The organism is Streptomyces sp. P1-3 (assembly GCF_050613155.1).
Taxonomy (GTDB): domain Bacteria; phylum Actinomycetota; class Actinomycetes; order Streptomycetales; family Streptomycetaceae; genus Streptomyces.
This window is the reverse complement of the sequence record NZ_CP192512.1, coordinates 1,186,558-1,200,539: the sequence shown is the minus strand read 5'-3', so window position 1 is coordinate 1,200,539 and position 13,982 is coordinate 1,186,558. Positions and strand designations below refer to the sequence as shown.

Here is a 13,982-nt window from a genome sequence, read left to right as displayed (position 1 = left end):
CGGGGCCCCGAGCGGGTGACGGAAGCCGCACCGCGGCGCGCGCCGCAGCGTCCCGGCGGCACACGTACGGCTGGGGGCGACGGAGCCCACGAGCGGGGCGGAGGAGACCACGGGGCTCACGGAGGCCACGGGGTCCACGGGGTCCACGGGGTCCACGGGGTCCACGGGGTCCACGGGGTCCACGGGGTCCACGGGGCTCACGGAGACCACGGAGCCCCCGGAGACCACGGGGCCCACGGAGGCCCAGGGACGACCTTGCGACCAGGCCGTCACCAGCCCGCGGCGGGTACGCCGGCCGGTACTCCGCACGTCGCAGCGGAATCCGGCCTGCCCGGCTCCGGGACCGCCACCCCGGACGGCCCTCCGCGCGCCGCGGCGGACTCGGCGCCGCCCGGTCCGCGCCGCAGCCGTCCGCACCGCCTCCTGGGCGCACCCCGGGTGGCCGCCGCCGCGCTCGCCTCCGCCGTCCTCGCGGTGCTGCCCTCCATGCCGGCGCAAGCCGACGGCATACGGGAGCAGGAATGGGCGCTGGACGCCATCCACGCCCGTGACGCCTGGCGGACGACCAAGGGCGACGGCGTGACCGTCGCCGTCCTCGACACCGGCGTCGACGGCGAGCACCCCGACCTCAAGGGCCAGGTGCTCCCCGGCAAGGACCTCATCGGCTTCGGGGCCCGGCGCGGAGACCGGGCCTGGGCCCGCCACGGCACCGCCATGGCCGGGATCATCGCCGGTCGCGGGCATGGCACGGGAGGCGGCGACGGCATCGTCGGCGTCGCGCCCGAGGCCGAGATCCTCCCGGTACGGGTGATCCTGGAGGACGCCGACCCCGCCCGGAAGAAGGCCCGCGGCGCCCGTGGCAGCGCACTCGCCGAAGGGATCCGGTGGGCGACCGACCACGGCGCCGACGTGATCAATCTGTCGCTCGGCGACGACAGCGAGTCCGCCCACCCGGAGCCCGCGGAGGACGCGGCGGTGCAGTACGCACTGGGCAAGGGCGTGGTGGTCGTGGCCTCGGCGGGCAACGCCGGGGAGAAGGGCGACCGGGTCTCGTACCCGGCCGCGTACCCCGGCGTGATCGCGGTCACCGCCGTCGACCGGTACGGCTCGCGTGCGGCGTTCTCCACGCGCCGCTGGTACGCCACGGTCTGCGCCCCCGGCGTCGACGTCGTCATCGCCGACCCCGACCGCCGCTACTACCAGGGGTGGGGGACCAGCGCGGCCGCCGCGTACGTCTCCGGGGCCGCCGCGCTCGTCCGCTCCGCCCACCCCGAACTGAGCCCGGCCCAGGTCAAGCGCCTCTTGGCGGATACCGCGCAGTCGGGCCCCGACGGCGGCGGGCACAGCGACGAACTGGGCGCGGGCCTGGTCGACCCGGCGGCCGCGATCGAGGCGGGAGACGAGGTGCGGCCGCGGCCGCAACGGCCCGCGCCCGCCGCGTATTCGCGCCGCTACTTCGGCGAGGGCCCGGCCCGCACCCGTAACGCGGCCGAGGGAAGCGGCTCGAACCGGCTGGCTCTGACCGCGGGCCTCACGGGGGCCGTGCTCCTGGTCACCGCCGTCGCCGTGTGGCGGGGTACGGGTCCGCTGCGCGGGTTCGGCGGCGGCGCGGGCCGACCGGGAACCCGGACCCGCTGAGCACCGAGGCACGCCGCCCGGCCCCCTTCCGGGCTTCCCGGCCGCGTCGATGCGCGGCTCCGCCGCGGGGGCCCTCGAACGCCGAACGGGCCGGACGCCCAGCCGGTTGGGCCCCACGCCCGAGGGGCTACGGGGATCGGGCGCCCCAGCCGATCGAGGACCGGAGCCCGGGGCAGAGCACCTCGCCGGGCGGGAGTGCGTCGCTGTGCCGGCATGTCCCGCCGGGCTGGAACGCCCGCTTCGGAGCACCCGCCGCTCGGAGCACCCCAAGCCGGAACGCGTCACCGGACCGGAACGCCCCGCAGGGCCGGAGCACCCGCCGCCCTGGAGCACCCGTCCCGGAGCACCCGCTGAGCCGGAACACCGCTCCGGAGCCCCCGCCGACCCGAACGCGTCACCGGACCGGAACGCCCGCCGCCCCGGAACGCCCGCTGGGCCGGAACGCGTCGCGGTCGAGGGCGCCCGCGCGCGAACCCATTCCCATCCCACACGCGGCGCCACGCGGCACCCGTACCGGCCCGCCGACCGTCCCGCCGCGCCCCCCGGCTACCCTCGTCGCGTGGCGCTCAAGAACATCCCCGACCCTGGCTTCTCCGGCGACGACGGCTCCGCCGACCCTCGCCTGACCGCGGCGCTCGCCGCCTGGGCCGCCGATCCGTCGGCCGAGCCCGAGGTGCTCGGGGCACTGGCGGGAGCCCGGCTGCTCGTCCCGCTGGTCGCCGTACTCGGCGAGGTCGAGGAAGGGCCCGACGGCCTGCGCCGCGAGAAGACCAGCGACATGGCCGTGGCGACGCTCCAGGCGCCCGGTGGCCGCCGGGCACTGCCCGCGTTCACCTCGACCGACTCACTGGCGCGCTGGCGGCCGGACGCCCGCCCGGTGGCGGTGCCGCTGCGCCAGGCGCTGGAGGCCCTCGCCCACGAGAAGGCGGACACCCTGGTCATCGACCTCGCGGGACCGGTGACCTACCAGCTGACCGGCCCCGCGCTGCTCGCCCTCGCGGAGGGCCGGACCAGCGCGGACCCGCTCACCGACCCCGCCGTGGCCGAGGCGATCCGTACCGTGCTGGCCGCCGAGCCCGGCGTGGTCCGCGCGCACCTGGCGGCCGCCGCGGACGCCGACGGGACGCTCGCGCTCGCCCTCGCGCCGGGCGCCGACGCGCGCGAGACCGCGCAGCGTGTGGCCGGGGCGCTGGCCGCGCACGAGTCGCTCCGCGCCAGGCTGGTGCGCGGGCTGACCCTGGCACTCCTGCCGCCGGAGGCCTCCGTACCCGGAAAGCCGCTGTTCAGCCGCTGACCGCGCGCCGCCCGCGCACTGCCTCCCCGACTCTGATCTTCGAGAGGCGAAACCTCCTTGCTTGCCCCAGAATGCAAGCAAAGATCGCGATCCGACTGAGGAGAGCGTCATGGAGACCAGAACGGACGTCATCGAGACGAGAACGGTCGTGGCGGAGTTCGTCGGGACCCTGCTCCTGGTGTTCTTCGCCGTCGGATCGGCGGTCCTCGGCGCGCGCTACATCGGCACCACCGGCATCGCGCTCGCCTTCGGCTTCACACTGGTCGCACTGACCTACGCACTGGGTCGGGTGTCCGGGAGCCACCTCAACCCGGCGATCACCCTCGGGGTCCTGCTGGCACGCCGTATCGAGCTGCGTGCCGCCATCGAGTACTGGCTCGCGCAGCTCCTCGGCGCCATCGCGGGCGCGGCCCTGCTCCTGCTGCTCGCGAAACAGGTGCCGGACCTGGAGATCAGCGGTTCGTTCGGCAGCAACGGCTACGGGGACCGCTCCGCCGTGGGCATGGAGGCGGGCGGCGCGTTCCTGGCCGAGGTGATGCTCACGCTGCTGCTCGTCTACGTCTATCTCTCGGTGACCCGCACCGTGTCGGTGGGCGGTCTGGAGCCGCTGCCGATCGGCCTGACCCTGGCCGTGGTGACCCTGGTCGGCGTCCCGCTGACCGGGGCGTCGGTGAACCCGGCCCGCAGCCTGGGCCCGGGGATGTTCGCGGGCGGCGACGCGATGGAGCAGTACTGGCTCTTCCTGATCGCACCGCTGGTCGGCGGCGCGCTCGCGGCTGTGGTCCACCGGTTCACGCATGCCGACCTGGGGGCGGAGGGGATCGGCCTGGGGCCTGCGGGTCCGAAGACGGCCGCGGGTCTGGAGACGGCCGAGAGCCCGAACAAGGCCCCCGGCCAGGACGAGGGCGCCGACTAACGAGTAGGGCGCCCCCGCCCGCGCGTCGGCGCGGCTTCAGCCGCCGAAGATCGGGCCCGTGTACTTCTCGCCCGGCCCCTGCCCCGGCTCGTCCGGGACCACCGACGCCTCGCGGAACGCCAGCTGCAGCGACTTCAGCCCGTCCCGCAGCGGCGCGGCGTGGAAGGAGCTGATCTCGGTGGCGCTCGCCGTCACCAGGCCGGCCAGCGCGTTGATCAGCTTCCGGGCCTCGTCCAGGTCCTTGTGCTCCGCGCCCTCCTCGGCCAGCCCCAGGTTCACCGCGGCGGCGCTCATGAGGTGGACCGCGACCGTGGTGATCACCTCGACCGCGGGCACATCCGCGATGTCGCGCGTGATGTCGTCGTAGCCGGGGGTGTCGTTCGGGGCGGGGGTGGCGTCGCTCATGGCTCACTTTCCGATGGGTGTCGGCCGATGGGTGCCGGCCGCGTTCGGCCGGGTGTCGGCTTCACATGGGGGCAGGCGATGGGTGCCAGCTGGGGCAGGCGATGGGTGCCGGCGCCTGCCGGGTGCCGGCCTCCCAGCCTAGATCCCCAGGTCCGGCGGCCGAGAGGCGCCTCCGTTCGGCGTCGTGTAGAGTAAATGCCACGACCGGCTGGACAGCTATGCCCAGTCCGCAAGTGGAGGCTCCAGTCTCCCACCCAGTCGACCTCAGGTCGGCGGGTCACAGGTCAGGCTGCGCCCCGCGGTGATCGCGGCGGTGCTCCCGTCCGTTGGAGCCCCGCCTGCATTCCGTCGGGGCGTTTTGCATGTCACGGCGCGGTGGTCGTACAGAACAGACGTTACGTGGCTGTCGCTCAGGCGGTCGCGTGGTGCAACCGAGGAGGATCCATCAGCGCCGAGCCCCGCATCAACGACCGGATTCGCGTCCCCGAGGTGCGACTCGTCGGTCCCAGCGGCGAGCAGGTCGGCATTGTGCCGCTTGCCAAGGCCCTGGAGCTTGCGCAGGAGTACGACCTCGACCTGGTCGAGGTGGCGGCGAACGCCCGTCCGCCGGTCTGCAAGCTCATGGACTACGGAAAGTTCAAGTACGAGTCGGCCATGAAGGCCCGTGAAGCGCGCAAGAACCAGGCGCACACGGTCATCAAGGAGATGAAGCTCCGGCCGAAGATCGACCCGCACGACTATGACACCAAGAAGGGTCACGTCGTTCGGTTCCTCAAGCAGGGCGACAAGGTCAAGATCACGATCATGTTCCGCGGACGTGAGCAGTCCCGGCCGGAGCTCGGCTACCGGCTGCTGCAGCGGCTCGCGGAGGACGTCCAGGACCTCGGCTTCGTGGAGTCGAACCCGAAGCAGGACGGCCGGAACATGATCATGGTTCTCGGTCCGCACAAGAAGAAGACCGAGGCGATGGCCGAAGCTCGCGAGGCGCAGGCCGCCCGCAAGGCGGAGCGCCAGGGCGTCGCCCACATGGACCAGTCTCCGGGCCACGCCACGGAGCAGTCCGCCGAGGCGTGACTTCGGGGCCCGTGCCCCGACAGCCCGGGGCCACGGTCCCGGGAGACCAACGAAACAGCTGACGCTTTCGCATGCCGGTTTCACCGGCCTGGTTGCACCGGAAGCGCCACCGACGATGGAGAGTACGGCGCATGCCGAAGAACAAGACGCACAGCGGTGCCAGCAAGCGCTTCAAGATCACCGGCTCCGGTAAGGTACTGCGGCAGCGCGCCGGCAAGCGCCACCTGCTTGAGCACAAGCCGTCGACCCTGACGCGTCGCCTCAGCGGCACCGCCGAGATGGCCCCGGCCGACGCCAAGAAGATCAAGAAGCTTCTCGGCAAGTGACGCCCCCGCCCCGCTCCGGCGGGGTGCGCCCCCTCCTCGCCCGTCCTCGGGCAGGAGGAGCCCACCGATCGGGACCCATTCGTTTCCGGGCCGTGTGAACCTGCGGCCCCGTACAAGGAGTTAATCAAGTGGCACGCGTCAAGCGCGCAGTCAACGCCCACAAGAAGCGCCGGGCGATCCTGGAGCAGGCCAGCGGCTACCGGGGCCAGCGCTCCCGCCTGTACCGCAAGGCCAAGGAGCAGGTCACCCACTCTCTGGTCTACAACTACAACGACCGCAAGAAGCGCAAGGGCGACTTCCGTCAGCTGTGGATCCAGCGCATCAACGCCGCTGCCCGCGCCAACGGCATGACCTACAACCGCTTCATCCAGGGTCTGAAGGCCGCCAACGTCGAGGTGGACCGCAAGATCCTGGCCGACCTCGCGGTCAACGACGCCAACGCGTTCGCCGCGCTGGTCGAGGTGGCCCAGAAGGCGCTGCCGAGCGACGTCAACGCCCCGAAGGCCGCGGAAGCAGCCTGACGACCGCGTCAGCCGGACGTTTCCGCCGGACCCGCAGGCGAGTGCTTCGCCTGCGGGTCCGCGCGTTCCCGGCCGACACGGAACGCGGCCGGACGGTACCACCGGTCGCGAGCGTTGCAGTCCGGCTACCGGCTACCGGCTACCGGCTACCGGCTACCGGCGTCCGGCCGTCTGCGTCCGGCGCCAGGCCGCGAGCATCTGACGCCGGCCGCGTGCATCCGACACCGGCCGCCGCGGCCGTGCGCAGCGGCGCCCGAGGCGGTGAACCCGCGCGAACCTCCCTACCCCGAAGCGAGTGCAACGACATGGCCCCCGAGCTGACCTCCCTGCGATCGCCGCGCGTCGTCGCGGCCCGCCGCCTGGCGAAGCGCAGCTTCCGCGGCAAGGAGCGCCGGTTCCTGGCCGAGGGCCCCCAGGCCGTACGCGAGGCGGTCGCCCACCTGGTCGAGGTGTACGTGACGCCGGAGGCGGCCGAGCGCCACGCCGACATCGTCGCCGCCGCGCGCGCCGCCGGGGTGCCGGTGCTCACCGCTACCGACGAGGTCGTCGCCGCGATGTCCGACACCGTCACCCCCCAGGGCATCCTCGGCCTCTGCCGGTTCCTGGACTCGCCCTTCGAGGAGATCGTCGCGGCCCGCCCCCGGCTGGTCGCCGTCCTGGCGCACGTCCGCGACCCCGGCAACGCCGGGACGGTCCTGCGCTGCGCGGACGCGGCGGGCGCCGATGCCGTCGTGCTCACCGACGCCTCCGTGGACCTGTACAACCCCAAGTCGGTGCGGGCCTCCGTGGGCTCCCTGTTCCACCTTCCCGTCGCCGTCGGTGTACCGGTTGAAGAGGCCGTACGGGGGCTGCGCGCGGCAGGCGTCCGGCTGCTGGCCGCGGACGGCGCGGGCGATCGCGACCTGGACGCCGAACTCGACGCCGGCCGGATGGGCGGTCCCACCGCGTGGATCTTCGGCAACGAGGCATGGGGCCTGCCCGAGGAGACCCGCGCACTCGCCGACGAGGTGGTGCGCGTTCCGATCCACGGCAAGGCCGAGAGCCTCAACCTGGCGACCGCCGCCGCCGTGTGCCTGTACGCCTCCGCGCGTGCGCAGCGTGCTGCCGGAGGGTGCCGCAGCGTGACCTCCACCTAGTAGGGTTGCGACCCTGACGGCCGAGAGGGGGTGCGGGGATGGACGTGAGGACCTCCGATGCGAGGGCCGCCGACGCGAGGACGACCGGTGCCCGCGTGCCCGGCGCCCGCCCGCCCGGTGCCTACGGGCCCGCGGACCCCTCGCCGTCGCCCTCGTCGCCGTACGAGAGCCGGGAGCCGGCTCCGCCCGGCATCGGTCCGCAGTCCGTCCCCGGCCCGCAGTCCGGCCACGATCCGCAGTGTGGGCTCGGCCTGCACCCCGACGACCTGCCCGACGGTCTCGTCGTCGCCGACGAGACCGGCCGCATCACCTGCTTCAACGCCGCCGCCGCCCGGATCACCGACGTACGGCCCGCTGACGTCATCGGGCTGCCCGTGGAGAAGGCGCTCCCGCTGGAGGATCTGGAGGGGCGCCGCTGGTGGGCGCTGACCGATCCCTACGGCGGGCTGGCCATCCGGGTCGGCCAGCCCGAGCGGAATCTGCTGCTGCACGGCCGTGAGGTGCTGGTCTCGGCCCGGTATGTGCGCGAGCGCCCGGCCGGGCCCGTCTCCCGCCTCGTCGTCTCACTGCGCGGCACCGAGGCTCGCCGCCGCACCGAGCTCAGCCACGCCGAGCTGATCGCCACCGTCGCGCACGAGCTGCGCTCCCCGCTCACCTCGGTGAAGGGCTTCACCGCGACCCTGCTGGCCAAGTGGGAGCGGTTCACCGACGACCAGAAGCGGCTGATGCTGGAGACCGTCGACGCCGACGCCGACCGCGTCACCCGGCTCATCGCCGAACTGCTCGACATCTCCCGAATCGACTCCGGGCGGCTGGAGGTGCGCCGCCAGCCGGTCGACGTGACCGCCGCGGTCCGCCGCCATGTCCAGGCGCACACCGCCGCCGGCCAGGCCTCCGACCGCTTCCACATCCGGGTGCGGGAGCCGTTGCCCAGCCTGTGGGCCGACCCCGACAAGATCGATCAGGTGCTCGGCAACCTGCTGGAAAATGCCGTGCGGCACGGCGAGGGAACCGTCACCATCGAGGTGGCGCCCTCGTCATCCCCGCACGAGCGGGGATGCGCCGGAACGGCCGTGACCGTGAGCGACGAGGGCCCGGGCATTCCGGAGGAGTCGATGGGCCGTGTCTTCACCCGCTTCTGGCGGGGCAGCAAGCGCGGCGGCACGGGCCTGGGCCTGTACATCGTCAAGGGCATCGTCGAGGCGCACGGCGGGACGATCACCGTCGGCCGCGCCCCCGGCGGCGGCGCCAGGTTCCGATTTACGTTGCCCGTGGGCGCCCCGGCCTTCATGGCTTGACCCGCCCACGGGCTCTTCGCCCCCCGCGCGCCCCGTAGACTCGACCTTTGGCACCTTTGTGTCCTTGTCGTCCGTCCGCGGGGACCCCCAGCCAGCCAACCGGAAGCACGGAAGAGATGTCGGCACCCAATAAGTCGTACGACCCGGTCGAGGTCGAGGCACTGAAACCGGAAGAGATCGCCCGCGTGCGCGACGAGGCGCTCGCCGCCGTCGCCGCCGCCGGTGACCTCGACGCCCTGCGCGAGGTCAAGGCCGCCCACGCCGGCGACCGCTCGCCGCTCGCGCTGGCCAACCGAGAGATCGGCGCGCTCCCGCCGCACGCCAAGGCGGACGCGGGCAAGCGCGTGGGCCAGGCACGCGGCCAGGTCAACCAGGCCATCAAGGTCCGTCAGGAGGAGCTGGAGGCGGAGCGCGACGCCCGCGTGCTGGTCGAGGAGGCGGTGGACGTCACGCTGCCGTACGACCGCACGCCGGCCGGCGCCCGGCACCCGATCACCACGCTCTCCGAGCGGATCGAGGACATCTTCGTGGCCATGGGCTACGAGGTCGCCGAGGGCCCCGAGGTCGAGGCGGAGTGGTTCAACTTCGACGCCCTGAACTTCCCGCCGGACCACCCGGCCCGCGAGATGCAGGACACGTTCTTCGTCCAGGGCAACGACAAGACCGGTGCCGACAGCGGCTCCGCCGCGGGTGACTCCGGCGTCGTGCTGCGCACCCACACCTCGCCCGTCCAGATCCGGTCGATGATCGACCGCGAGCCGCCCATCTACGTGATCTGCCCGGGCCGGACGTTCCGCACCGACGAGCTGGACGCCACCCACACCCCGGTCTTCACCCAGGTCGAGCTGCTCGCCATCGACGAGGGCCTGACCATGGCCGACCTCAAGGGCACCCTCGACCACATGGTCCGGGCGCTGTTCGGCGAGGGCATGCGCACCCGGCTGCGGCCCAACTTCTTCCCGTTCACCGAGCCGTCCGCCGAGATGGACATGGTGTGCTTCGCCTGCCGCGGCGAGTCCGTGGGCAACCCGGACCGCCCCTGCCGCACGTGCGGCAGCGAGGGCTGGATCGAGCTGGGCGGCTGCGGCATGGTCAACCCGCGGGTGCTCGTGGCCTGCGGCGTCGACCCGGAGAAGTACAGCGGCTTCGCCTTCGGCTTCGGCATCGAGCGGATGCTGATGTTCCGGCACAACGTTGAAGACATGCGAGACATGGTCGAGGGCGACGTGCGCTTCACTCGGCCGTTCGGGATGGAGATCTGATGCGGGCCCCGCTTTCCTGGCTGCGGGAGTACGTCGACCTGCCGGCCGGTACCACCGGCCGCGAGGTGCAGGCCGCGCTCATCGCCGCCGGCCTGGAGGTCGAGACCGTCGAGCAGCTCGGCGCCGGCCTCACCGGCCCCCTGGTCGTCGGCCAGGTCCTCACCATCGAGGAGCTGGAGGGCTTCAAGAAGCCGATCCGCTTCTGCACCGTCGACGTCGGCACCGCGAACGGAACCGGCGAGCCGCAGGAGATCGTCTGCGGCGCCCGGAACTTCGCGGTCGGCGACAAGGTCGTCGTCGTGCTGCCCGGCGCGGTCCTGCCCGGCGACTTCAAGATCGCCGCGCGCAAGACGTACGGCAGGGTCTCGCACGGCATGATCTGCTCCGGCGACGAGCTGGGCATGGGCGACGACGGTACGCACGGCATCATCGTGCTGCCGCCGGAGTACGAGCCCGGCACCGACGCCATCGAGCTGCTGGAGCTGCGCGACGAGGTCCTCGACATCGCCGTCACCCCCGACCGCGGCTACTGCCTGTCGCTGCGCGGCCTCGCCCGCGAGCTGGCCACCGCCTACGGGCTGCCGCTGCGCGACCCGGCCCTGCTGGACGTCCCGCCGCCCAACTCCTACGGCTACCAGGTCCAGGTCTCCGACCCCGTCGGCTGCGACCGCTTCACGGCCCGCACCGTCACCGGACTCGACCCGCACGCCAAGTCCCCGATCTGGCTTCAGCGCCGCCTCCAGAAGGCGGGCATGCGCCCGATCTCGCTGACCGTCGACGTCACCAACTACGTGATGCTCGAACTGGGCCAGCCGCTCCACGCCTACGACCGGACCCGGGTCGACGGGCCCATCGGGGTGCGCCGCGCCGAGCCCGGCGAGAAGCTCACCACCCTCGACGGCACCCAGCGCGTGCTGGACGCCGAGGACCTGGTCATCACCGACAACCGCGGACCGATCGGGCTCGCGGGCGTCATGGGCGGCGCCGACACCGAGATCGCCGACACCGCGGAGGAGCCTACGGGCACCACCGAGGTCGTCATCGAGGCCGCCCACTTCGACCCGGTCGCCATCGCCCGCACCGCCCGCCGCCACAAGCTGTCCTCGGAGGCGTCCAAGCGGTTCGAGCGCGGCGCCGACCCGAACACCACCTCGGCGGCCGCCCAGCGCACCGTCGACCTGCTGGTGCTGCTCGCGGGCGGCACCGCCGAGGCCGGGGTCACCGAGATCGTCGCCCCCCGCGGGCCGCGCACCATCACCATCCGCGCCGACCACCCGGACAAGGTCGCCGGTGTCGCCTACGGCCGCGAGACCGTGGTCCGCCGCCTCCAGCAGGTCGGCTGCGACGTCTACGGGGCCGACGACCTGACGGTCACCGTCCCCAGCTGGCGGCCGGACCTGACCGACCCCAACGACCTCGCCGAAGAGGTCATCCGCCTGGAGGGGTACGAGAACCTCCCCTCGACCCTCCCGCAGCCGCCGTCCGGCCGCGGTCTGACCGAGCGTCAGCGCCTGCACCGGCGGGTCGGCCGCGCGCTGGCCGGCTCGGGTTACGTCGAGACGCTGAACTACCCGTTCCTCTCCGAAGAGGTCTTCGACCAGTTCGGCATGGCTCCCGACGACACGCGCCGGAAGGTCGTCCGCCTGGTCAACCCGCTCAGCGACGGCGAGCCCGCGCTGCGCACCACCCTGCTGCCGGGCCTGTTCGCCGCGCTGCGCCGCAACGACGGCCGGGGCGAGCACGACCTGGCGCTCTTCGAGACCGGGCTGGTCTTCCGGCCCTCCGGTGACGAGCCCGCCGCCGTGCGCCTCCCGGTCGACCGCCGCCCCACCGACGAGGAGATCGCCGCGCTGGACGCCGCGCTGCCGCAGCAGCCGCGCCGGGCCGCCGTCGTCCTCGCCGGGGCCCGCGAGCAGCACGGCTGGTGGGGCCAGGGCACCCCGGCGACCTGGGCCGACGCCGTCGAGGCCGGCCGCACGGTGGCGCGCGAGGCGGGTGTGGAGCTGATCGTCCGCCAGGACCAGCAGGCCCCGTTCCACCCGGGCCGCTGCGCCGCGCTGCTGGCCGTCGTGGACGGCCAGGAGATCCTCGTCGGCAACGCCGGCGAGATCCACCCGCGCGTGGTCAAGGCGCTCGGCCTCCCCGAGCGCACCTGCGCCATGGAGATCGAGCTGGACCGCCTGGAGCGGGCCGGCGCGGGCGCCGTCACGGCACCCCACGTGTCGACCTTCCCGGTCGCCACGCAGGACGTCGCGCTCGTCGTGGACGCCTCGGTCGCCGCCGGCGACGTCGAGGCCGCCCTGCGCGACGGCGCCGGCGAACTCCTCGAATCGCTGCGGCTGTTCGACGTCTTCACCGGCGAACAGCTCGGCGAGGGCAAGAAGTCCCTGGCCTACGCGCTGCGGTTCCGCGCCGCCGACCGCACCCTGACGGCCGACGAGGCGTCGGCCGCCCGGGACGCGGCCGTGGCGACCGCGGTCGAGCGCACCGGCGCCGTACTCCGCGGCGCCTGACGGCACCCGCGGGCGGGAGCGGCGGCGGCACGGCGGGAGCAGTACACGCGGGGCGGGGGAGCACCGCCCGCCCGCCCCGCGTCCCGTCCGGCCACCGGGCGCCCACCGGGCGTCCATCGGGGCGCACCTCGCGACAGACGAGGTGCGCCCCGCGCGCGTCCGAGGCCAGTACCTCGGTCATTGATCACCCGATCGGGTGAAAACCGTCCGGAGTCCGGTCAATTCGGTCCGGAAGATCGCGAGAATCGACCCGATCGCCACGGCCCACCGCACGCGCGTTCCCACGGGCCCGGCCAACCGCCTCATCCGGTTGCTAGGGGGCCGACTGCATGATCGGGACGAACGCGACCGGCGGTGCGCGTACCGGCACCGCACGCGTCGGCCGGGCCGTCGTCCTCATGCTGCCCGCCCTGTGGATCCTGTCCGTGGCCGCCTGGGAGCTGTTCAGCCCGTACGACACCCCGGTCGCCCAACTCCTCGTCGCCGTACCCGCCATCGCCTGCGCCGGCAGCGGCAGCCGGCGCTGCGTCGTGACAGGCGGCGTCAGCGCGGTCTGCGTGCTCATACCGCTCACGGCGGGCGCCCAGGGGCCCGGCGGCCCCGGCACCCTGCTCGGGAGCTGCGGGGCCATCGCCGCGGTCCTCGCCGCCAGCTATCTCGCCTCCGGCCGCGGCGTCCGGCTGGCCCGTGAACTGGACCGGGCCCGCGCCGTCGCCACCGCCGCGCAGGACGTCGTGCTGCGCCCGCTGCCCGCCCGGCTCGACGGCATGGCCCTGGCCGGCGGGCATCTGTCGGCCACCCGGGGTGCCGCACTCGGCGGCGACCTGTACGAGGCGGTGGCCACCGCCCACGGCGTGCGCGTCGTCATGGGCGACGTCCGCGGTCACGGCCTCGCCGCCATCGGCACCGTCGCCGCCGTGCTCGGCAGCTTCCGCGAAGCCGCCTACGACGAACCCGAACTCCCCGACGTCCTCCGCCGCCTGGACCGAGCCCTCCGCCGCCACCTGCGGGACCGGGCGCGCACCTCCCACCCGGTGGGCCGCGGGGACGAGCCGCAGAGCCCGCTCGCCGAGGAGTTCGTGACCGTACTCCTGCTGGAACTGCGCCCCGACGGCGAGGTGATCGCCCTCAACTGCGGCCACCCCTGGCCCTATCGGCTCACCGCCGCACCGGCGGACGGCCCGCCCGCGCGGCAGCTCGCCCCCGACGGCGTACTGCCCCCGCTCGGCCTCTTCCCGCTCCCCGCCGACCTGCCCCCGGTGCCCTGCGGCCACCTGCGGCACGGCGACGCCCTCGTGCTGCACACCGACGGAGCGGAGGACGCCCGTGACCGTGACGGCGCGTTCTTCCCCCTCGGTGCCGCCCTGAACCGCGCCGCCCGCCACCCGGCCATCGTCCCCTCCGACGTCGTCGCGGAGATACAGCGCGGCGTCCTCGCCCACACCGGCGGACGGCTCGCCGACGACGTCGCCCTGCTCGTACTGCGCCACGACCGCGCCGAAGCACCCACCCCGACCACCGCGTGCGCCGTCCACAGTTCACACGGGGTGTGAATCGCCCTCCGTTACGATGGTTACACAGAGCGCATCGGAGAGGGGG

Annotated in this window: 12 protein-coding genes; 11 read left to right on the top strand and 1 reads right to left on the bottom strand. The window is 73.8% G+C overall.

All coding sequences use genetic code 11. From position 1 onward, the window contains the following. Nucleotides 1-486 precede the first annotated feature (486 nt). The 3 genes from mycP (at nucleotide 487) to ACQUSR_RS05140 (ending at nucleotide 3,848) form a co-directional block, all read left to right on the top strand. The gene (gene mycP, locus ACQUSR_RS05150; RefSeq protein ID WP_431047393.1) at nucleotides 487-1,638 is read left to right on the top strand and encodes a type VII secretion-associated serine protease mycosin; all 1,152 of its coding nucleotides are present in this window, start codon (nucleotides 487-489) and stop codon (nucleotides 1,636-1,638) included. A 559-nt stretch (nucleotides 1,639-2,197) separates the two neighbouring features. Continuing rightward, nucleotides 2,198-2,932, top strand: coding sequence for an SseB family protein (locus ACQUSR_RS05145; RefSeq protein ID WP_431041328.1), 735 nt, complete (start codon nucleotides 2,198-2,200; stop codon nucleotides 2,930-2,932). Nucleotides 2,933-3,041: 109 nt separating this feature from the next. Next, nucleotides 3,042-3,848 (top strand): MIP family channel protein, encoded by an 807-nt coding sequence (locus tag ACQUSR_RS05140; RefSeq protein WP_431041327.1) that lies wholly within the window; start codon nucleotides 3,042-3,044, stop codon nucleotides 3,846-3,848. A 36-nt stretch (nucleotides 3,849-3,884) separates the two neighbouring features. Here ACQUSR_RS05140 and ACQUSR_RS05135 read toward each other — a convergent pair whose 3' ends face one another. Next, nucleotides 3,885-4,253, bottom strand: coding sequence for a DUF1844 domain-containing protein (locus ACQUSR_RS05135; RefSeq protein WP_431041326.1), 369 nt, complete (start codon nucleotides 4,251-4,253; stop codon nucleotides 3,885-3,887). Nucleotides 4,254-4,652: 399 nt separating this feature from the next. Here ACQUSR_RS05135 and infC point away from each other — a divergent pair, with 399 nt between their 5' ends. The 8 genes from infC (at nucleotide 4,653) to ACQUSR_RS05095 (ending at nucleotide 13,936) form a co-directional block, all read left to right on the top strand. After that, nucleotides 4,653-5,327, top strand: coding sequence for a translation initiation factor IF-3 (gene infC / locus ACQUSR_RS05130; protein ID WP_431041325.1), 675 nt, complete (start codon nucleotides 4,653-4,655; stop codon nucleotides 5,325-5,327). A gap of 131 nt (nucleotides 5,328-5,458) precedes the next feature. After that, nucleotides 5,459-5,653 carry a 50S ribosomal protein L35 gene (gene rpmI, locus ACQUSR_RS05125; RefSeq protein ID WP_197991099.1) on the top strand — a complete coding sequence of 65 codons (195 nt, stop codon included), beginning with the start codon at nucleotides 5,459-5,461 and terminating at the stop codon, nucleotides 5,651-5,653. A gap of 128 nt (nucleotides 5,654-5,781) precedes the next feature. Next, complete coding sequence (gene rplT, locus ACQUSR_RS05120; RefSeq protein ID WP_304464710.1) at nucleotides 5,782-6,174, top strand: 50S ribosomal protein L20; 393 nt, start codon at nucleotides 5,782-5,784, stop codon at nucleotides 6,172-6,174. 305 nt (nucleotides 6,175-6,479) lie between these two features. Beyond that, the gene (locus tag ACQUSR_RS05115) at nucleotides 6,480-7,310 is read left to right on the top strand and encodes a TrmH family RNA methyltransferase (protein WP_431041324.1); all 831 of its coding nucleotides are present in this window, start codon (nucleotides 6,480-6,482) and stop codon (nucleotides 7,308-7,310) included. A 38-nt stretch (nucleotides 7,311-7,348) separates the two neighbouring features. Continuing rightward, a complete protein-coding gene (locus ACQUSR_RS05110; RefSeq protein ID WP_431041323.1) occupies nucleotides 7,349-8,608 on the top strand; it encodes an ATP-binding protein in 1,260 nt (419 codons plus the stop codon). A 116-nt stretch (nucleotides 8,609-8,724) separates the two neighbouring features. Next, complete coding sequence (gene pheS / locus ACQUSR_RS05105) at nucleotides 8,725-9,870, top strand: phenylalanine--tRNA ligase subunit alpha (protein ID WP_431041322.1); 1,146 nt, start codon at nucleotides 8,725-8,727, stop codon at nucleotides 9,868-9,870. Next, the gene (gene pheT / locus ACQUSR_RS05100; RefSeq protein ID WP_431041321.1) at nucleotides 9,870-12,383 is read left to right on the top strand and encodes a phenylalanine--tRNA ligase subunit beta; all 2,514 of its coding nucleotides are present in this window, start codon (nucleotides 9,870-9,872) and stop codon (nucleotides 12,381-12,383) included. Before pheS ends, pheT begins: the two co-directional genes overlap by 1 nt. 329 nt (nucleotides 12,384-12,712) lie before the next feature. After that, nucleotides 12,713-13,936 (top strand): PP2C family protein-serine/threonine phosphatase, encoded by a 1,224-nt coding sequence (locus ACQUSR_RS05095; RefSeq protein ID WP_431041320.1) that lies wholly within the window; start codon nucleotides 12,713-12,715, stop codon nucleotides 13,934-13,936. Nucleotides 13,937-13,982 lie beyond the last annotated feature (46 nt).

Bases quoted from the DNA above. Each gene is read 5' to 3' on its own strand.
- mycP (WP_431047393.1), top strand. From the start codon at position 487: ATGCCGGCGCAAGCCGACGGCATACGGGAGCAGGAATGGGCGCTGGAC.
- ACQUSR_RS05140 (WP_431041327.1), top strand. From the start codon at position 3,042: ATGGAGACCAGAACGGACGTCATCGAGACGAGAACGGTCGTGGCGGAG.
- ACQUSR_RS05135 (WP_431041326.1), bottom strand. From the start codon at position 4,253: ATGAGCGACGCCACCCCCGCCCCGAACGACACCCCCGGCTACGACGAC.
- rpmI (WP_197991099.1), top strand. From the start codon at position 5,459: ATGCCGAAGAACAAGACGCACAGCGGTGCCAGCAAGCGCTTCAAGATC.
- ACQUSR_RS05115 (WP_431041324.1), top strand. From the start codon at position 6,480: ATGGCCCCCGAGCTGACCTCCCTGCGATCGCCGCGCGTCGTCGCGGCC.
- ACQUSR_RS05110 (WP_431041323.1), top strand. From the start codon at position 7,349: ATGGACGTGAGGACCTCCGATGCGAGGGCCGCCGACGCGAGGACGACC.
- pheS (WP_431041322.1), top strand. From the start codon at position 8,725: ATGTCGGCACCCAATAAGTCGTACGACCCGGTCGAGGTCGAGGCACTG.
- pheT (WP_431041321.1), top strand. From the start codon at position 9,870: ATGCGGGCCCCGCTTTCCTGGCTGCGGGAGTACGTCGACCTGCCGGCC.
- ACQUSR_RS05095 (WP_431041320.1), top strand. From the start codon at position 12,713: ATGATCGGGACGAACGCGACCGGCGGTGCGCGTACCGGCACCGCACGC.